This is a genomic window from Acinetobacter sp. SWAC5 (assembly GCF_003419885.1).
GTDB lineage: Bacteria > Pseudomonadota > Gammaproteobacteria > Pseudomonadales > Moraxellaceae > Acinetobacter > Acinetobacter cumulans.
Window position 1 is genome coordinate 93481 of record NZ_QUWR01000006.1, and the last position, 17012, is coordinate 110492.

Consider the following 17012-nt stretch of genomic DNA (forward strand, 5'->3'; position numbering starts at 1 on the left):
GAAGGTCACTCTAGGCTTGGAAAACTTGTCATAGATTTAATGACTGACAATTATTAGAAGAATAACAGTAAAAATGCAATATGTGTATAACCCATTTTCGTATTACTGTTTTTTATTAGAGTTTTTTATCTAATTGATCTTTATTCCTCACCAAATTTGACAACACAAGCTCAAATAACTTTCTTCACTTGTGTCATTTTAGCTTTCAATACGGTCATGGCGACGATCAATCAAGCTTAAATTACCTCGAATAATATCGCTTAGCATGCGCCAATCCGAAATAAAGCTGTACATAGGTTGCTTGAAACTGGCAGGCTTGTTGCGCTCAAATACAAAATGCCCTACCCATGCACATGCATAACCAGAAACCAGCCCATAAAGTACATACTTTGGACGTCTTTTAAGAATCGCTTTGGAGAAAAAATACAGTCCTATTGTACTGCCAGTGGCATGTAAACGACGACTGGTAATATTACGATGCTCAGTCAAATAAAAACGATAAAAATCTGAATATTTTCGAATGGGTAATTGAAATTCGGGCTCTTGCTCAAACTTGGGTTGTACCTGCGCATTCATTGCAACGTCCTAATTGTTTTCCTCCACCTGAGCTTAAATTTCAATCAATGAAAAGCCATTTCATGCTCGGCCTTCACTCTGAAATATTGCCTTTAGTTTTGATACAGGACATGAGGTTTTGTCCATACAAATTCAAAACAAATACGAAGTGATTTCGTGATCAAACAAAAAGGTCAAGTCTTACTTTGCACTGATTTTTAGTTACAATCGAGCCTGAAAAATTGAAAACACATTCAATTTCAGGTGCTTTTTCAGGCAATCTGACATTGTAAACAGCCCTTTCCAAATCGGTTGTTTTTATTTAGGACATAATCATGGTTGAAGTTGAATTAAAATTTCAGATTCCAGAAGCACGACGCGCAGCATTACTTAAAGCAATCGACCCAAAAAAATCAGAACAGATTCAACTTAAAGCCAAATATTTTGATACTGCCGATAAATTAATGGCACAACAACACGCAGCGATTCGCCAACGCTTAGAAGGAGATCGTTGGATACAAACGCTTAAAGCAGCTGGCAAAACCCATATTGAGCGCTTTGAACATAATCTTGATTTAGGTATACACGAAAATGCACCTGAGCTTGACTTGTCTGTTTATCAGCAACATACCGATGCCTTACAGGTACTAAAAAATGCGCTAGGCGATCAAGTTGATCAACTACAACTACAGTTTGAAACTGATATTCTGCGTACATGCCGTGTGATTCAATACGAAGATGCTGAAATAGAAGTTAGTCTAGATGTGGGCTGTATTCGTACTCAACATGCAGAAGAAATTGTGCATGAAGTCGAGTTTGAGTTAAAACAGGGTTCAATTCAGTCTTTACTGGCATTTTGCTTTGAATGGGTTAAAAAATATCAACTTTGGCTGGATGTTCGCAGTAAAGCTGAAATTGGAAATTTATTGGTTGCCTCGCAAGTGGTTAGCCCTGCGGTCGTTGCCAAAGACTTTGTACTAAGTAAAAAAGAACCTGCAAGCCAAAACTTAAAGACTTTGGTTGCACAGCAAATGCAACATTTACTGCCGAATATTGCGGCCATTTCTGCATCTGTTGCCACCCCTGAGCACATGCAAGAAGCTCGCACTGCCCTCAAACATTTACAATTAACCATTAGCTTATTTAAAGATTGGAACCCAGATGTTTCTGACAAATGGGGCTATCAATTAGAGGCTTTTAAGCAACAGTTTGACCAATTACAACACTTCGAACACATGCGCGATACGCTGGGTGCTTTTTTACAAAATCCAACGACTGCAGAGAATTTGGCCAAAGACATATTATATGCCAAAGAAAAACTCGGAAATTTGGTTAAATCGACCCTCAATGTGCATCATTATTTAGAACTGATGATGTTCAGCCTCAATGAAACCCAGCATGTACAAAGCCATGACTTAAAATGGTTTGCACACAACACATTGCAACAGCAATACAAGTTACTACAAGACAGTTTAAACCTTGCCGACATCACTGATTTTGAAAGCTTAGATGTGCTGGCTCGACATATTCAAGAGCTCAAATTTAGCTTCCCAATTTTAACCTCTATTTACGATGTAAAAAATCTACAGAAGTATGGTAAAGCACTGAATGATGCACAATTAGCAGCCCATGAATATCAGGTTTTATCTACATCTGCTCAATACATTCAACAAACTGAGCTAGAAGCCAGTGACTGGTTTGTACTCGGCTGGTTAACGGCGAAACAAGAAGTGTATGCACAGCGCCTACTGGAAGCGACTGAACAATTTTTAGTGAGTCGAAAATTAATTAAGTAAGTATTAAAGCAAAACATCTTTTGACCTTTCATAAAATAAGCAGGCGAATACCTGCCTATTTTATGAGCTAGATCGATAGTTATATCGCCCACTTGTATGGCGATTTTTTTAGGTCACTTAAGTGCTTAGCGATTCTTTCCAAATACCTTCCATGTGTTGTTATCTGCCAATGCATCTGAATAACTATCACTACGCTGCTTACGGGGTTTATCGCGTGCATCCACCAACTTAAAATCAGGCTCTACACTCAGCACAATACCATTCACATAGAAACGTGTTCGTGTGTAATCACTTTGCCCATGCTGAAAAACATAAGTTCTTAAATCAATAAATTCGCGATGCGCAACTAGTACTGCCGTATCATCACTGTCTAACCAACGACGCATCGCCAAGACCTGCTCTGCCTCATATTGGCCACATTTTTCAATCAAACTCGCAATACCACGAAAGCTTTTAGATTCTTTGGCTCTGGTTTTATTAATTCGTATACGGTCTACATGAAAATAAAACAGCGGTAGATTTAAATGACTGGGTAAATGAATGGCATCAATCAACTCATCCTCCATAAAAGGTTGAAACAGGTCTTGTGCTCTTTCAATGAGACCTGTCCATTGTTGATAGTATTCATCCACCTCTGCCTGAGTTCCATAATAAATCGGTAAGCCTTCTACATTGGCTAAATTTGCAGGTGGCCAAATGTTTTGACGTAATAAGGCAATATCACTTTTTAGACTTTGTACCGCTATGGCATCTTGCATAAAGCATCCATTTTATTGCTTAGGCTATTTTTAGATTAAGTCAAAGGTTTAGTTTCTGCAAGGCTTTGCCTATAATTAAGCTTTAAGATTTTAGATGTCAGGAAAAATTCATGGTTCAAAAGATTGATGCAACCGATGTAACCGAAGAAGAAGCGTTAAATGCGGCATTCTTTGAACGTGCAGATGAATTTATTAAACTCGCAAATGAATTTAGCCGTGTAGAAAAAGGCAGTGAAGAAAAACCTGCTGAAAAACGTGGCCAAATTAGTGCTGCTATGCTGTTTGGTACAGCGCGTTTTAATACGTGGGTGGCTGCCAACAACTTCAAAGATGGCAATGAAATGCGTGATGCCAAAGAGCAAGTGATGTCTTATGTGTTACAGCAATTCCAAATGATGCTTGAAGACAACTACGACGAATATTGCGACCAGTTTGAAAACTACCTACGCTTCCGTCATAACGAAGAATTCCATGCTAATAAGCATAACCACGATCATAATCACTAAGTGATCGAATAAAGCTCCCTCTTGGGAGCTTTATTGTTTTTGTCAGCGCCTCAAAGCTTTAAAAACACCCATTTGTCACTTTTTTATGATGTTTTGCTGTTTTATCGGCCCAGACCTTTTATATTAAAAATAGATTGCTGCAAACAAAGGACAGTCATGCATCAGCTCGGTTTTTCAATAATTGATGCCCACATTCATCAATGGGACCCGTATCACACGCCCCATGCAGCCAAAATGGCTGTTAAGCTTTTGGGTAAGCATCCCTATTTACTCGACAAAATGATCCGTCTTGTACAACCCGATGACCTGATTGAAACTGTTGGCTTAACCCAACACGTGACAGCACCTTATTTACCCAAAAACTTAAAAGCTGATCTTGGCCACTATGATGTAGATAAAGTTGTGCATGTTGAAGCCAATTGGCATCATCAAAAAGGCAAAGCGGTTGTGGCTGAAACGGAATTTGTTTCAGCATTGGACTTTCAAGCCCAGCATTTGACCTTGGCTGGCATTGTAGGTACTGCAGATCCACGTGATGCTAACTTTAAAAAAATTTTAAAACTGCACCAAGCAGCATCACCGCTATTTCGTGGTATTCGTAAAATGGCGGCCTACCATGAAGACCCTAAAATTCATGCATGGACAGATGATCCGCATTTATATACCAATAAAAAATTTATGAAGGGTTTTGAAGCCTTAGCTTCAATGAATTTAAGCTTTGATGCATGGGCATATTCCAGCCAACTACCTGACATTGTTCAATTGGCCAAAAACTTTCCAGAAACCTCTATTGTACTCGATCACTTTGGCACACCAGCAGGCCTGTTTGGCCCTGTGGGTTCACATACGGGATTAACCAAAACAGCGCGTGAAAATATTCTGTTCCATTGGCAAGAAGATATGGCTGAATTAGCAAGTTTGCCCAATGTTTACACCAAAATGTCTGGGCTATTTATGCCAATTTTGGGTCATCAATTTCATAAAGAAAAACGGCTGGCCAGCAAAACTGAAGTATTTGATTTGGCTTATCCTTTAATTAGTCATGTTTTACAATGCTTTGGCCCTTATCGGATCATGTTTGCCTCAAACTTCCCAATGGATAGCGTCAGTACCAGTTTGGTCAATATTATTGATGCTTTTAGCGATGCTATAGCCGTATCACACCCAGAGGCTTTAAGCCTCATATTTCGTGATAATGCCAAACAGTTCTATCGCCTGTAAAACCATAATTGAAGTTTAGTTTGTGCTGTAGTCGTTGAGACTCACAATCACATATAAAACACATTAAAAGTAACAATAAAAAAGCGCCCTAAGGCGCTTTTTTATTGTTTCATTTTAGAAAATTAATTTTTCTTCAACGCTGAAGGTGGTTGATTAATGGTTTTACCATATTGGTCTGCCATTACCTCGACCAAGCCATCTAAATGAATATATTTTTGAATCACTGCATCAATATCTGCTTTGGTTAATTTTGCAATCGCCTGATCACGCTCTTCACGTTCAGCCAAAGTACGACCATGTTCCATTTGCGGAATAAGCATTGAATGGATACGGCGCTCATCTTCTAAAGCAGTGACACGCTTTTTCAGCATACTGGCTTTGGCCGCTTCAACTTCTTGTTCGGTCACACCTTTTGACAGCATTTCATTCAATACTTTATGTACTGCTTGAGACACTTGTGCCGACTTGCCCGCAGTATAGTTTGCCCCAATGCCCAAAGCACCTGAGTCTTTCCAACTACTGAAGTTTAAAGAGCTGTTAAAGCCATATACCAATGCATTCTTTTCACGTAGCTCTTGCGCTAAACGAGACGACAACTGCGAATCGCCTAAAATATGCCGGAAGACTTGTAATGCTGGCATATCTACATGATATGAACCTGCTGGAAAGGTCAATACTGCCTGATAACTACCAAATTCACGTTGCTCCGAAAGCACATGAACTTTTGTTGCGTTTAATGCAGTATAGTCCGACTCCAAACGCTCAAAAGGTTCTTTGGTTGACCATTGCGAGAATTCTTTTTTCAGCAATTTTTGCATATTTTTAGCATCAAAATCACCAGTGACTGCAATATTAACGCGCTGTGTTTTAAAGAACTGTTGATACAGTTGCATTACCTGCTCGCGAGTGGCGGACTCATACTGCTTTTTAACCAAATCAGGTTCAAAGTGATAGCGTAAATCACCCGGTTGATACTTTTCTAACATCCGTGACAAAGTCATACCTGCCACAGTATCTGGCTCTGTATATGGACGATCTAAACTTGAAATACTTTGTGATTTAATTAAATCAAACTGGCTTTGTTCAAAGGTTGGCGCTTTCACTACCGCCATAAAGTATTTAAAAAATTCGTCAAATTTTTCTTTTTTGGCCGAAATTTGCAAGCTTAGTCCATTCGAACTTGCACTCACTGAAGCACCACCACCACTTTCAATAATTTTATCCGTGATGTCTTGCAAGCTTTGCTCAGCCGATGCTCTAAATAGCAAGTATGCAGTCAGGTCTAATACCTCACCTTTATTCATCAGAGATTGCGCTGTACCAAAGTCCAAGGCAATCGTGGCATAGGTCTTATCATCACGTGTCTGTGTTGGGAACAGTGCGTATTGAATGCCATTTTTGAGTTTGCCACGCTGGATTTGTTGTTCTTTCGAAGTCAAATAACCTTTCGATTGTTCAACATATTGTTTTACCTCAGCCTGATAGGAAGCAACATCTTTTAAAGGCTCTTCCTTCGCTGTAGTTGCATCTAAGGTTTGAGCATACTCTGCCACCTTTTGTGTTTGGGCTTTTTTCTGATCTTCAGGCGTTGGTAAAATATTACCTACAATACGATTTTCAGGCACTAAAAATGCCTTATAGGTACGATTGACTTCGTCGACGGTCATTTTTTGCAAATCGTCTAAATCTTTAAAATATTTAGCCCAATTACCATCATAAGCCACATAATAATCACTAATACGTGTACCTATTGCCGATGCATTATTTTTAATGGAATCGGCCTGATTACGCGTCATCGCTTTTACCCGATTTAGCTCAGCATCATTAAATGCTTGAGTCTGTTCAACCCCTTTATTTAAAGTGGTTTGAACCTGTTGTGCATTTTGGTTTGGCGCATACACTGCACCCATGAACACCAAGTTAAAATCTCGGTCTAACCATGTACTTGACTGTACGGCGTTCGCAATTCCAGTTTCTACAACATCTTTATACAAATGGCCACTAGGTTGTAATGAATAAAGCACAGGAGATACAGATAAAGCTGTTGTAATCGCATCATCCGCGCCATTCAAATAAATATTGAATTTGGCTAAATCACTACCCTTTTGTACGCTAAATTCACGTTGTTTAATATCTTTACCACGAATGGTTGGCACTTTAGGTTGTGCAGGTACAGCTCGAGATGCAATTGGGCTAAATTGTGCATCAATTTGCTTCAATACTGCTTGTGCATCAAATTTACCAGACAGCACCATCACCGCGTTATTAGGCGCATACCAAGTACGATAAAATGAATTTAACTCTTGCATCTTGATCGATTGCAGTTCGTTTAAATCACCAATCGGCAAGCGTCCTAAATATTGATTGCCATAAGCTGATTTAAAAATTTGATCCATCAGCACAGAAAAAGGCTGATCTAGACGAATTTCACGTTCACGCTTCACAATGGCAATTTCTGAAGGGACATATTTTTCTTGTAAGACCAGCTTATCCATGCGCTCAGCTTCTAAATGAATAACTTCATTGAGTACGCTCTGCTCAGGACGAATTATATTGGTATATTTTGTTGAATAGTAATCTGTACTGGCATTGGTACCTAGAGTGTACTGATCTAAACGGCGATGAAACTCTTCACCTTTAATATTTTGCGTACCCTTAAATGCCAAATGTTCTAATAGATGCGCCAAACCACCTTTACCTTGCGGATCATTCAATGAGCCCGTACGGTAAATGGTATTCATAAATACTTTATTTTCTTTATCATTCGGGGCAAGAATAATTCGAAAACCGTTGTCTAATGTATATTCTTGAATGTTATTGTCTGTTTTGATTAAAACAGGTTGTGCGAGCACTGCGCTAGTTGAAGCCAACAAAAAAAGCGACAGCGTGAGTTGTTTTAAACGCATATTTATTTATAAACCTTCATGTAACATTCAATTATTCTATGTTGCAATTATAAGAGAATGATTCTCATTTTATAGTGAATTTTATGTTATTTATTAAATTATTTTGTCTTTTAAGCACTTATCTTCCTGTTTGTATGCAGTAGCATCATTAGTTTGGACACATATCAACCATTCAGAAATAAATACAGCACTTAAAAGACCCACACTAAAATGTATATAACAATTAAACTTGATCTACATTAATCTCAGCTTGCATATATAACTTTGCATAACCCGCAATTTCAATCCGATCATTGTCCAACAAGGTGCAATATAATGCCCCACCACGTGCAGAAGCTTGATATGCAAGTAACGAATTTTTCAACAGTTTCTCTGCCCACAGAGGCGCAATTGCAGTATGAATTGAACCCGTCACAGGGTCTTCATTAATGCCATTGGCTGGAGCAAAATAACGTGATACGCAGTCATATTGTTCACCCAATGAGGTAATCGCAACATCAGTTGGCGATTGTAATTCAGATGCCGTAATCGCCGTGCGTATCTTCCCTAAGGTTTTAAGCAATTCTAAGTTGGGCTGTTCATCGAGCACATCTTGTACACTTTCATACTCCACAATATAAGCTTGGGCATTTAAATACACATTTTTAAAAGGCTTAGTGAGCGCTTGGCGTAATTCATCTGGGTATTCAGTCACCAGACTGGCTTTGCGCTGTGGAAAATTCATTTTAATTTTGCCATCTGCTTCTTGTTCCACAATAAAAATACCCAAATTTTTAACGTGAAAATAAATCTTTTTGGCTGATGTATAGTCTTTAAACAAGACAAAACTACTGGCTAAAGTTGCATGGCCACAAAAATCAACTTCTGTTGTGGGTGTAAACCACCGAATTTCAAAGTTTTCTGCATCTATCGACTTAACAAATGCCGTTTCAGATAAGTTATTTTCCAATGCAATATTTTGCATAAGCTCATCGCCGAGCCATTCATCCAATACCAATACCGCAGCTGGATTTCCTTTAAATAACGCATCTGTAAACGCGTCCACTTGATACATTTTCATGGTTTAAATTCCAAATAAACTGTCTGTATTTTATGAGCTTTTATGCATTCATATTGCCTAATATGCTATATGTTATGTAACAACCCGCTAAATTTTCGTCATCTATTTCTATAAATTATGAATGAGCTTAATTTACACCCACATTTACTCCCTGTCCCTTTAGAAAAGGCCTATCGCTTACTCAATCACGGCCCAACAGTTTTGGTTTCTGCGCAAGATCAAACGCATACAGGAGTCATGACAGCGGCCTGGGCCTGTCCAGTCGAGTTTAAGCCTGCCAAAGTTAGTGTAGTGCTCGATAAAAGCACCATGACCCGAAGCATCATTGAAAATTCTGGCCACTTTGTGTTGCAAGTTCCCAATTTAAAACAGCTTAAAATGGTTTATGCGCTGGGTATGATGAGCCAACACGATGCGCCTGAAAAACTACGCCAATGTGGCGTCAATTTATTTCATTTTCCACATTCAACCCTGCCCGCTGTTGACGGTTGCTCGGCATGGTTATTATGCAAACTCATCCATGAACCGCACCATCAGCAACAACATGATTTGTTTATAGGTGAAGTGATTCATGCCTATGCAGATGAACGCATTTTTAGGGATGGCCATTGGTTATTTGATCAAGCTTCAGATGATTGGAAAAGCTTACATCATGTCGCTGGCGGTCATTTTTACACCATTGGTCAAGCCGTGTCAGTTGAATAACATAGTTTCGCAACACTTCTACAAATACAGCGCATATCTATGCTAGTGATTTGTTCATATGCAATGCTTTCACGTTGGAATCAACGCGAAAGCTCAACCATAATCTTTTAAGTTTAAAATTTAGCGCCCCAAAGGATTCGGGTGTTGTTGTAAATACGCCCGACCCAATGCTTCTGAGCCACGGTAGTTTAAATGGTTGTTGTCTTGATCACGGTATAACGCAACGCCCTGAATCGAAGCCGAACAATGACCGCTTTTACATAGTGCCACTTTTGGATCAATCACTTTGAGCTGTGGGTAGCGCTGTTGTAACTGTTGCAATATCTGAGCAAATTGCTGCATTGCAGGATCCTGTTGCAAAGCAAAATCACAGCTTACATGACGACCCAAAGCTTCTGCACGCACAGGGCAATTTGCATGCATTCGCCCTGTAAGCGTCGGTGTATCCAAAATAATCATCACCTCATTGGCCGATTTGAATAAAATAGGCATAGCTTCATTCAAACTATTAAACATCAGTTGCGCTGAGCTGGCTTGTGGCAAATTATTCAGTCGATAGGTACGTAAGTAATTTTCAAAATAGCCGGCTAAAACAATTTGATTAAAGTGATGTGTCTGCAAATAATCAATGAGTGCATCATTACGTGCTCTAAATTTCGTGTCTAGAGTGAATCCAGCTTTAGTTGGAATATATAAATCCACGTGAGGCAAAAAGATTGTGGTGTCCTGTGTTGCATCATAACCTCGTAAGCCCGCATCTTTAGCCCATACATCTAACATGCCTGTAAAATGATTGGCATGTGAGTCACCAATCAACATAAAATCAATCTGTGGCTTATCTACACCCAATATACACTTTTGTGTAGGCGCTAATTGGTTTGGTGCTAGGCCATTGTGGCAGATACCACGGATCTCATGCGCATAGCTAATCAAGCCATCCGAATGTTGTTGAACACTGGCTTCAAATCGGTTTGGAAAGCCATTTTCTATCTCAACTAAATGAGCACTTGCGGTAATGGTTAGCGCTGGAATTAAAAAGCCAATCAGGATAACTTTTGTACTTGATGTCCGACTAAAACGACGACAAGGCAGCTCAATCCAACGATAGCTCGCATAGGCCAACAGCACGGTACTCAATACAATCAGCACTTGATTGAGTACATTTAAACTTAATAAATAAATATTTAAAAATACGATGAGTGGCCAATGCCATAAATACATCGGATAAGAAATTTTGCCGATCCATGTACTCCATTTATGTACTAGCAAAGGATTTGCATGCGCTGTCTGTCCGCCTGCATAAACAATCAGTGCTGTTGCCATGCATGGAATAAGGGCCATTAAACCAGGAAAATGGGTGCTATGCCCCATGCAAACTGCCGACACTAAAATGGTGATCAAACCTAACCAAACTAAATAGCTTGCCCATTTGTCTTGCAATACATGTTTGGGTGAAAAACAAACCAATGCGCCAACCAACAGCTCAAACGCTCGAACTGGCATCGCAAAATAGGCTTTGGCGATATTCTGTTGCATTGCCATTTCAGCATTTATAATCAGTAATACAATCAGACTCAGGACAAGCACTGACATCCATTTTATAGGAACATGTTTGAGTAAAAACAATAAACACAAAGGCCAAAAAATATAAAACTGCTCTTCTACGCCTAAGGACCATAAGTGTAAAAGCGGAATTTGATCGGTGTTCTGACTAAAATAATCCCCCACTTCTTCACGCATAAACACATTGGCCATAAAGAAAATGGCGTAATTCAGACTTTTAAAATATTTTTCCAGTTCATGCGGTAACATCAGCATACAACTGATCAACGTCACTACCAGCAACATACTGAGCAACGCAGGTGCTAACCGTATAATACGTTTTTTATAAAAACTGCTGATACTAAACTGATGCTGTAGACTATCTTTGAGCAAAATAGCCGTAATTAAATACCCAGAAATCACAAAAAAGACATCAACCCCAATATACCCCCCGAAAATAAAGACAGACCAATATGATTAAAAATCACTAAACTCACGGCTAATGCGCGTAGTCCGTCAATGTCTTCACGGTAGGAAATACTCATGTAATTTTACTGGTTATAAATGACTCGCTATTTTAGAACTATCGCCTCTACATTCAATGTGTATTGCAAAAAAATTATGTATTTTTAGCGCAAATCCGCACACAAGTCGTTGCTAAAAACATGCTATGTTAAAGCATCTCTTTTATTCTTCGACCCGATAAATGACTTATAAAATTCACTGTATCGACGTTAAAAATCAATTACAAAACTATATATGGTTGCTTGAGCATCAAGACAGCGCAGAAGTTGTGGCTATAGACCCAACAGAAGCTCATTTGGTTGAAGAATACTGTCAATTACATCAACTTAAGTTGGCACAAATTTGGTTAACACATTGGCATAAAGACCATATTGGCGGTGTGCCTGAACTGGTTGCAACGCGTTCGATTCCAGTATTTGGCCCACGCGAAGAGTTGTCCAAAATTCCATTTATTTCTAATGCGCTCATGCATGAACAAGTTATTGAATTTCATGATTTGAAGATCGAAATTTTTGCAGTACCTGGGCATACCTTAGGTCATATTGTCTATTTTATCGATGCGCTTGATGCGGTATTTTGTGGTGACACGCTATTTGCCATGGGGTGTGGTCGCGTTTTTGAAGGCACGCATCAGCAAATGTTTCACTCATTATCTCGCTTGGCTGCCCTGCCACCACGAACAGAAGTCTATTGCACACATGAATATACCCTTTCAAATGCGCAATTTGCTTTGCATGTCGAGCCAAACAATATGGCCATTCAGCAGCGTGCCGAAGATGTAAAACGTAAACGGATGCTTGGTGAATGCACACTGCCTAGCCGTATTGACATAGAGTTAGAAACTAATCCATTTTTAAGAGCAGAGAGTATTGAAGAATTTCAGCGTTTAAGGGAATTAAAAGATAACTTTTAAATAATGATTGTGAGCAATCATCTTCACCAGCTTTAACTTTACTTCAGTTGGGTCAAGCCCATCGACACAGCGTAATTTGAAAAAAATTCAGAGCACGCTGTGCTTGGTAAGTACTTATAAAATCTGATTGTTTTGTGTGTACAAGTCTAAGTCTGCTTGTGTCACTACGCGCATGGCATGCATTTCATCTACACGTACTAACAATAAACCGCTTAATGCAGGCTGGTAACGACGTGCACTGCCAAATGGCGTATAAGCAACAGTTGATTCAGTTGAAAATACCAGCCAATCTTCATGTCCTAACATAACCGCTACAGCTTGAAGGCCTTGCTGTTGCATCGCTTCAATCTGTGCTTTTACCTGACTTTCAATTGTGGCTGTACTCATTTCTGCTCTCATATACACATGGATCTAAATAGTAGTGAAGTATAATGGCTTCCCACTCAATCCATACAGTTTTGTATGGCTCAATGCTGAATAAAGTATCATTGCCTATACAACTATACTGGCCTACTTGGTTCCACCTAAATTGACATATCCGTTCCAAGCAATTAGTAAGGCGCATTTATCCTGCTAAGTTAGACTCTTCTACGCTACAAAGGATTCATAATTACATTTATGTTTGCAGACCCAAGACAGCACACTAGACCATAGAAATTCTGCGCACTTAAACTTTTTAGTTAAACTTAATATATTTAGTTACATGATTAAAATATCTAAAAATATGAAGGATTTGTTTAATTCCTCTAATGCCAAAAACACATTATTCGATGAAAAAATATTCAAAATAAAATATTTTATATAAAACTAAGTCAACAGACCTTTAAAAATGATTTGGATGTCCCTATTAATATTTTTAAGATGAATATGGAGTTCGCTTGTGAAAAAAGTGGTTAAAGCAAAAAATCTAATCGCCTTCCGTCTATGGTTAGAAAAACTCGGCTACAACGTACGTAACTTGGCCGATGGTCGTGGTTTTACTTTCAGTTTCAAAAAAGAATATGGTTTAGTGACTTATGAACTTGCAGGAAATGCTTTAGCAATGCAATTAGGTGAAGAATTTGAGGATCATCTTAAGGCCTAAATCGCACTTAAAGCTCGCTCAACCATTTTTAAGTTGCATCAACAGCTCAATCAAATAAGGAAAGTTTGATCAGCCCAATTTTTTTTATTCTTTATTAAGCTTGGATTATTCCAAGCTTTTTTCTATTTAGCAGGCGTACATGGTATATGCTACCCTTTTCATTAGATGCTAAATCAAACAAGCTTAAATCTAAACCTAAGCTTAAAAATAAATACTTAGACATTTTTCTGCCTTAGGCTGAAATAAAACTATGGAACGTAGATCAAAAAACAGGTGCCATCCATGAATCATCATAAAAAATCCTTTCCCGTAAGCTGTTTACAGAAACAAATTTAACTAAGATACTGATACCTATTAATAAAATTCAAGAATTGCGTATAACGTGTATTATGTTAATTTTAGAAAATCTTAATTTTTGAATATTTGTGGAAAACTTCTAAAAAGAATATTTGGAATATCATTTGGAAAAACAGTTTCACTGGTTTCTCTTAAGTCTTCTAATTTCCACCAATTACTTTTACTAATAACTTTTTTTTCGTGATCACTCCAGTTATTAGTCTTAATCTCATCATCTTTAACGAAAATCACAAAAAATCTTTCATTAGAAATTACTATTTCAGAACTAGGTAATAGCATTTCAAAATTTCGTGTATCAACACATATTCCTACATCATCTCGAACTATACCTGTTTCTTCATATAATTCTCTACAAGCAGCTTGCTCAAAAGTTTCTCAATTTTCAACTCCCCCACCAACAGTAGCCCAGTATTTCTGCCCAGCTAAAGCATCATTTTCATGAAAAAATTGAAAAAGTAAAACTTCTAAATTTTCATTTATTATTAATAATCTTGAAGATTTTCTAACGCGTATTAAATTAAATTCTTTATAAATATTAATTCATAAATTATATACAGTTCTTAAATTAAATTTTATTCCCATTTAAAGTAATGGCGATTATACGAAATGACCGTGTAAATTCAGTCAAAGTGCTGCTAGCTCCTTTAACACAACGCTCAGCGTCCGAATTGCGGAAGCGCGAAAAATAGTATTAGTCCCATCAGAGGACGGATTTCTATCTGTCCAAGCAATCGCCGCAAGGCATTGTATGCCCACATAGAATAGAAAATTCACTTTAGGCACTCTCTGCTTATACGTACATCCCCAGCCATCTAAAAAAGCATTCCGTAATTCAAGATCAGAGAAATCTATTTCTACCCATACAATCTTCGCTAAATCATAGACAGCATCCCCAATACGAGCAGCATCAAAGTCTATAACACCCGAGATCTGATTTTTACTGTCTACTAGGATATTTCGGCCAATATAGTCACAGTGTAATAAAGTAAGCTGTGAAGGTTCGGATAAGGCTTTACTGTATTTGAGTAACTCATTTAATTGATAGCTAAACTCATGATAATCTAATGATAATGGATTCACGCGTGACATCCATTTAGAGATCATTAATTCTAACTGTTGACTCCATAATATCCGCTGTGTTGATAAGCCATCTCTATCTTGCCAGAATCTCATATTAAATAAGAAAGTCTCTGGAATTTCCCGATGAAGTTCCCCTAAAGATCTGCCCGCGGCTTTAAAAAAATATATTTTCTGGTCCCGCGTACAATTCTTAAATATTTGATCGAATTGAGTTCCCTCTATAGCACTCATGACAAGGACAGAAGAACCATCCCATTCAAATTTATTTAATACCTTTGGCGTTAATGCGAAATTTTTGAGAGCTTCTAAAATTTCACAGTAACGATCGTTGGCCTCTCGGTTTTTTGCTATTTTGATAAAAACTTTTTCTTGAAAAAATTGCCCTTGATAGGTAATCCCCCCTAAAAATAATAGGATCTAAAAGTAGAATTTTCTCTTAAGATACGAGCAGGAGATTCTGCATGAAAACATCTAAATTTACTGATAGTCAGATCATGTCCATCTTGAAACAGGCAGAATCTGGCACACCTGTAGCGACCCTTTGCCGTGAACACGGCATGAGTAATGCTACCTTTTATAAATGGCGTGCCAAATATGGTGGTATGGATACATCATTAATGGCTCGACTGAAAGAGCTAGAAGCCGAAAATACCAGACTTAAAAAGATGTATGCGGAAGAGCGATTAAAGGCCGAAATCATCCAGGAAGCGATGGCAATGAGCAGCACTGCTGCGCAAGGGTAAAGCCATCTTGCCGGCGTAAGATGGCACAACAGGCAGTTGCCCAGCATGCCATTAGTATTCGTTTGGCTTGTAAAGCATTTGGCATTAGTGAAACCTGCTACCGCTATCAAGCCAAACTCAGCGATGACAATGCACTCATTGCTGAACAGCTCATTGAACTCACTGAGGAAAATTCCGATTGGGGCTTTGGTTTGTGCTTCTCGTATTTACGGCATGTTGAGAGTTGCTGCTGGAATCACAAGCGGGTTTACCGCATTTACTGTGAGTTGGCACTGAATCTGCGTATTAAACCGAGAAGAAGACTAAAACGGCATGCGCCTGAACCATTGAAAGAACCAATCCGAGAAAATCAGGTTTGGTCATTAGATTTTATGCATGATCAGCTTTCCGATGGTCGCAAGTTTCGATTATTGAATGTGATTGATGATTACCGCCGCGAAGGCCTAGCCATTGAAGCAGGGTTCTCATTGCCCACAATCAGGGTTATTCGTACGTTGAATCAATTGCTGGAGTGGAGAGAAAAACCGTTAGTGATCCGATGCGATAATGGTCCCGAATTTATCAGTCACGAATTTGTGCGCTGGGCTACTGAGCACGGTATTCGTATTGAATATATTCAACCGGGTAAGCCACAGCAGAATGCGTATATTGAACGCTATAATCGGACCATACGTTATAGTTGGCTGAGCAAGCATTTATTTGATACTTTGGATGAAGTACAAGATTATGCAACAAACTGGTTGTGGCATTACAACCATGAAAGACCACATCAAGCTAACAAAGGAAAGCCACCTCTAATGGCTGCTTAACCTCTACTTTTAACTTCGGTTATTTATGGGAGGATTACCGATACACGGAAGATCCATTTCTCTGCGTAACCAAATTTAATGTCTTTTCTTGAATTTTATTCTTTAATTCATATAAATTTTTCATGCTACTCAATTTCTATTATTAATAAAATGATCATGACATAGTAGAAGTTATACCTATTTTACTTCTTTATTAAACATAATAGCTGTTATGCGAAATTAAAAAGCTTAGACTCATACCTAGGTTGTAAACTTTAATTCGTTAAAAAACGAAATATTGATAATAATTCTCAATTAAACGATTTAAATAAAATAATCAACGGATATAAATGTAGTTAAAAGCTGTTTTTTACTTAAAAAATATAAGCGGTATTCTATTTATTATTCTTTCTTATTCATGTTTAGCCTTTTCACCTGCAATCGTATTCGTTGCTATTTGGCTAATCATAGAT

General features: G+C 38.3%; 14 protein-coding genes and 2 pseudogenes. 7 read left to right on the forward strand and 9 right to left on the reverse strand.

The genetic code is table 11. From position 1 onward, the window contains the following. Positions 1 to 198: 198 nt before the first annotated feature. Positions 199 to 576: a DUF962 domain-containing protein gene (locus DYI81_RS06070; protein ID WP_106986622.1), complete on the reverse strand. Its 378-nt coding sequence runs from the start codon at positions 574 to 576 to the stop codon at positions 199 to 201. 314 nt (positions 577 to 890) lie between these two features. Here DYI81_RS06070 and DYI81_RS06075 point away from each other — a divergent pair, with 314 nt between their 5' ends. Continuing rightward, on the forward strand, positions 891 to 2351 hold the full coding sequence (locus tag DYI81_RS06075; RefSeq protein WP_117006992.1) for a CYTH domain-containing protein: 1461 nt from the start codon (positions 891 to 893) through the stop codon (positions 2349 to 2351). A gap of 125 nt (positions 2352 to 2476) precedes the next feature. Here the strand turns inward: DYI81_RS06075 and DYI81_RS06080 are convergent, their stop codons facing one another. After that, positions 2477 to 3109: a hypothetical protein gene (locus DYI81_RS06080; protein WP_117006993.1), complete on the reverse strand. Its 633-nt coding sequence runs from the start codon at positions 3107 to 3109 to the stop codon at positions 2477 to 2479. Positions 3110 to 3219: 110 nt separating this feature from the next. On the opposite strand from DYI81_RS06080, the gene DYI81_RS06085 reads away from it, so the two are divergent. Then, positions 3220 to 3615 (forward strand): DUF3144 domain-containing protein, encoded by a 396-nt coding sequence (locus DYI81_RS06085; RefSeq protein WP_106986625.1) that lies wholly within the window; start codon positions 3220 to 3222, stop codon positions 3613 to 3615. Between the two features lie 156 nt (positions 3616 to 3771). Beyond that, on the forward strand, positions 3772 to 4836 hold the full coding sequence (locus tag DYI81_RS06090; RefSeq protein WP_117006994.1) for an amidohydrolase family protein: 1065 nt from the start codon (positions 3772 to 3774) through the stop codon (positions 4834 to 4836). 122 nt (positions 4837 to 4958) lie between these two features. Here DYI81_RS06090 and DYI81_RS06095 read toward each other — a convergent pair whose 3' ends face one another. Then, complete coding sequence (locus DYI81_RS06095; protein ID WP_171356324.1) at positions 4959 to 7748, reverse strand: pitrilysin family protein; 2790 nt, start codon at positions 7746 to 7748, stop codon at positions 4959 to 4961. Positions 7749 to 7965: 217 nt separating this feature from the next. Next, positions 7966 to 8802: a PhzF family phenazine biosynthesis protein gene (locus DYI81_RS06100; protein WP_106986628.1), complete on the reverse strand. Its 837-nt coding sequence runs from the start codon at positions 8800 to 8802 to the stop codon at positions 7966 to 7968. Between the two features lie 117 nt (positions 8803 to 8919). On the opposite strand from DYI81_RS06100, the gene DYI81_RS06105 reads away from it, so the two are divergent. Further along, complete coding sequence (locus tag DYI81_RS06105; protein ID WP_117006996.1) at positions 8920 to 9507, forward strand: flavin reductase family protein; 588 nt, start codon at positions 8920 to 8922, stop codon at positions 9505 to 9507. 120 nt (positions 9508 to 9627) lie between these two features. On the opposite strand, the gene DYI81_RS06110 is transcribed toward DYI81_RS06105, so the two are convergent. Then, positions 9628 to 11472 (reverse strand): acyltransferase family protein, encoded by a 1845-nt coding sequence (locus DYI81_RS06110; protein WP_240627352.1) that lies wholly within the window; start codon positions 11470 to 11472, stop codon positions 9628 to 9630. 283 nt (positions 11473 to 11755) lie between these two features. Between DYI81_RS06110 and gloB the strand changes: the two genes are divergently transcribed. After that, positions 11756 to 12487, forward strand: coding sequence for a hydroxyacylglutathione hydrolase (gene gloB, locus DYI81_RS06115; protein WP_117006997.1), 732 nt, complete (start codon positions 11756 to 11758; stop codon positions 12485 to 12487). Positions 12488 to 12601: 114 nt separating this feature from the next. On the opposite strand, the gene DYI81_RS06120 is transcribed toward gloB, so the two are convergent. Continuing rightward, positions 12602 to 12874 (reverse strand): hypothetical protein, encoded by a 273-nt coding sequence (locus tag DYI81_RS06120; RefSeq protein WP_106986632.1) that lies wholly within the window; start codon positions 12872 to 12874, stop codon positions 12602 to 12604. Positions 12875 to 13367: 493 nt separating this feature from the next. Here DYI81_RS06120 and DYI81_RS06125 point away from each other — a divergent pair, with 493 nt between their 5' ends. Continuing rightward, the gene (locus tag DYI81_RS06125) at positions 13368 to 13571 is read left to right on the forward strand and encodes a hypothetical protein (RefSeq protein WP_106986633.1); all 204 of its coding nucleotides are present in this window, start codon (positions 13368 to 13370) and stop codon (positions 13569 to 13571) included. A gap of 94 nt (positions 13572 to 13665) precedes the next feature. Here the strand turns inward: DYI81_RS06125 and DYI81_RS18225 are convergent, their stop codons facing one another. From DYI81_RS18225 to DYI81_RS06135, 3 genes and pseudogenes are all read right to left on the reverse strand, one after another. Continuing rightward, entirely contained in the window at positions 13666 to 13794 is a 129-nt protein-coding gene (locus tag DYI81_RS18225; RefSeq protein ID WP_264766844.1) for a hypothetical protein, read from the reverse strand. A 185-nt stretch (positions 13795 to 13979) separates the two neighbouring features. Further along, positions 13980 to 14441, reverse strand: a pseudogene (locus DYI81_RS06130) (NUDIX domain-containing protein). 111 nt (positions 14442 to 14552) lie between these two features. Continuing rightward, positions 14553 to 15425 (reverse strand): aminoglycoside phosphotransferase family protein, encoded by an 873-nt coding sequence (locus tag DYI81_RS06135; RefSeq protein WP_117006998.1) that lies wholly within the window; start codon positions 15423 to 15425, stop codon positions 14553 to 14555. Between the two features lie 44 nt (positions 15426 to 15469). Between DYI81_RS06135 and DYI81_RS06140 the strand changes: the two are divergent. Next, positions 15470 to 16560, forward strand: a pseudogene (locus DYI81_RS06140) (IS3 family transposase). Positions 16561 to 17012: the final 452 nt, after the last annotated feature.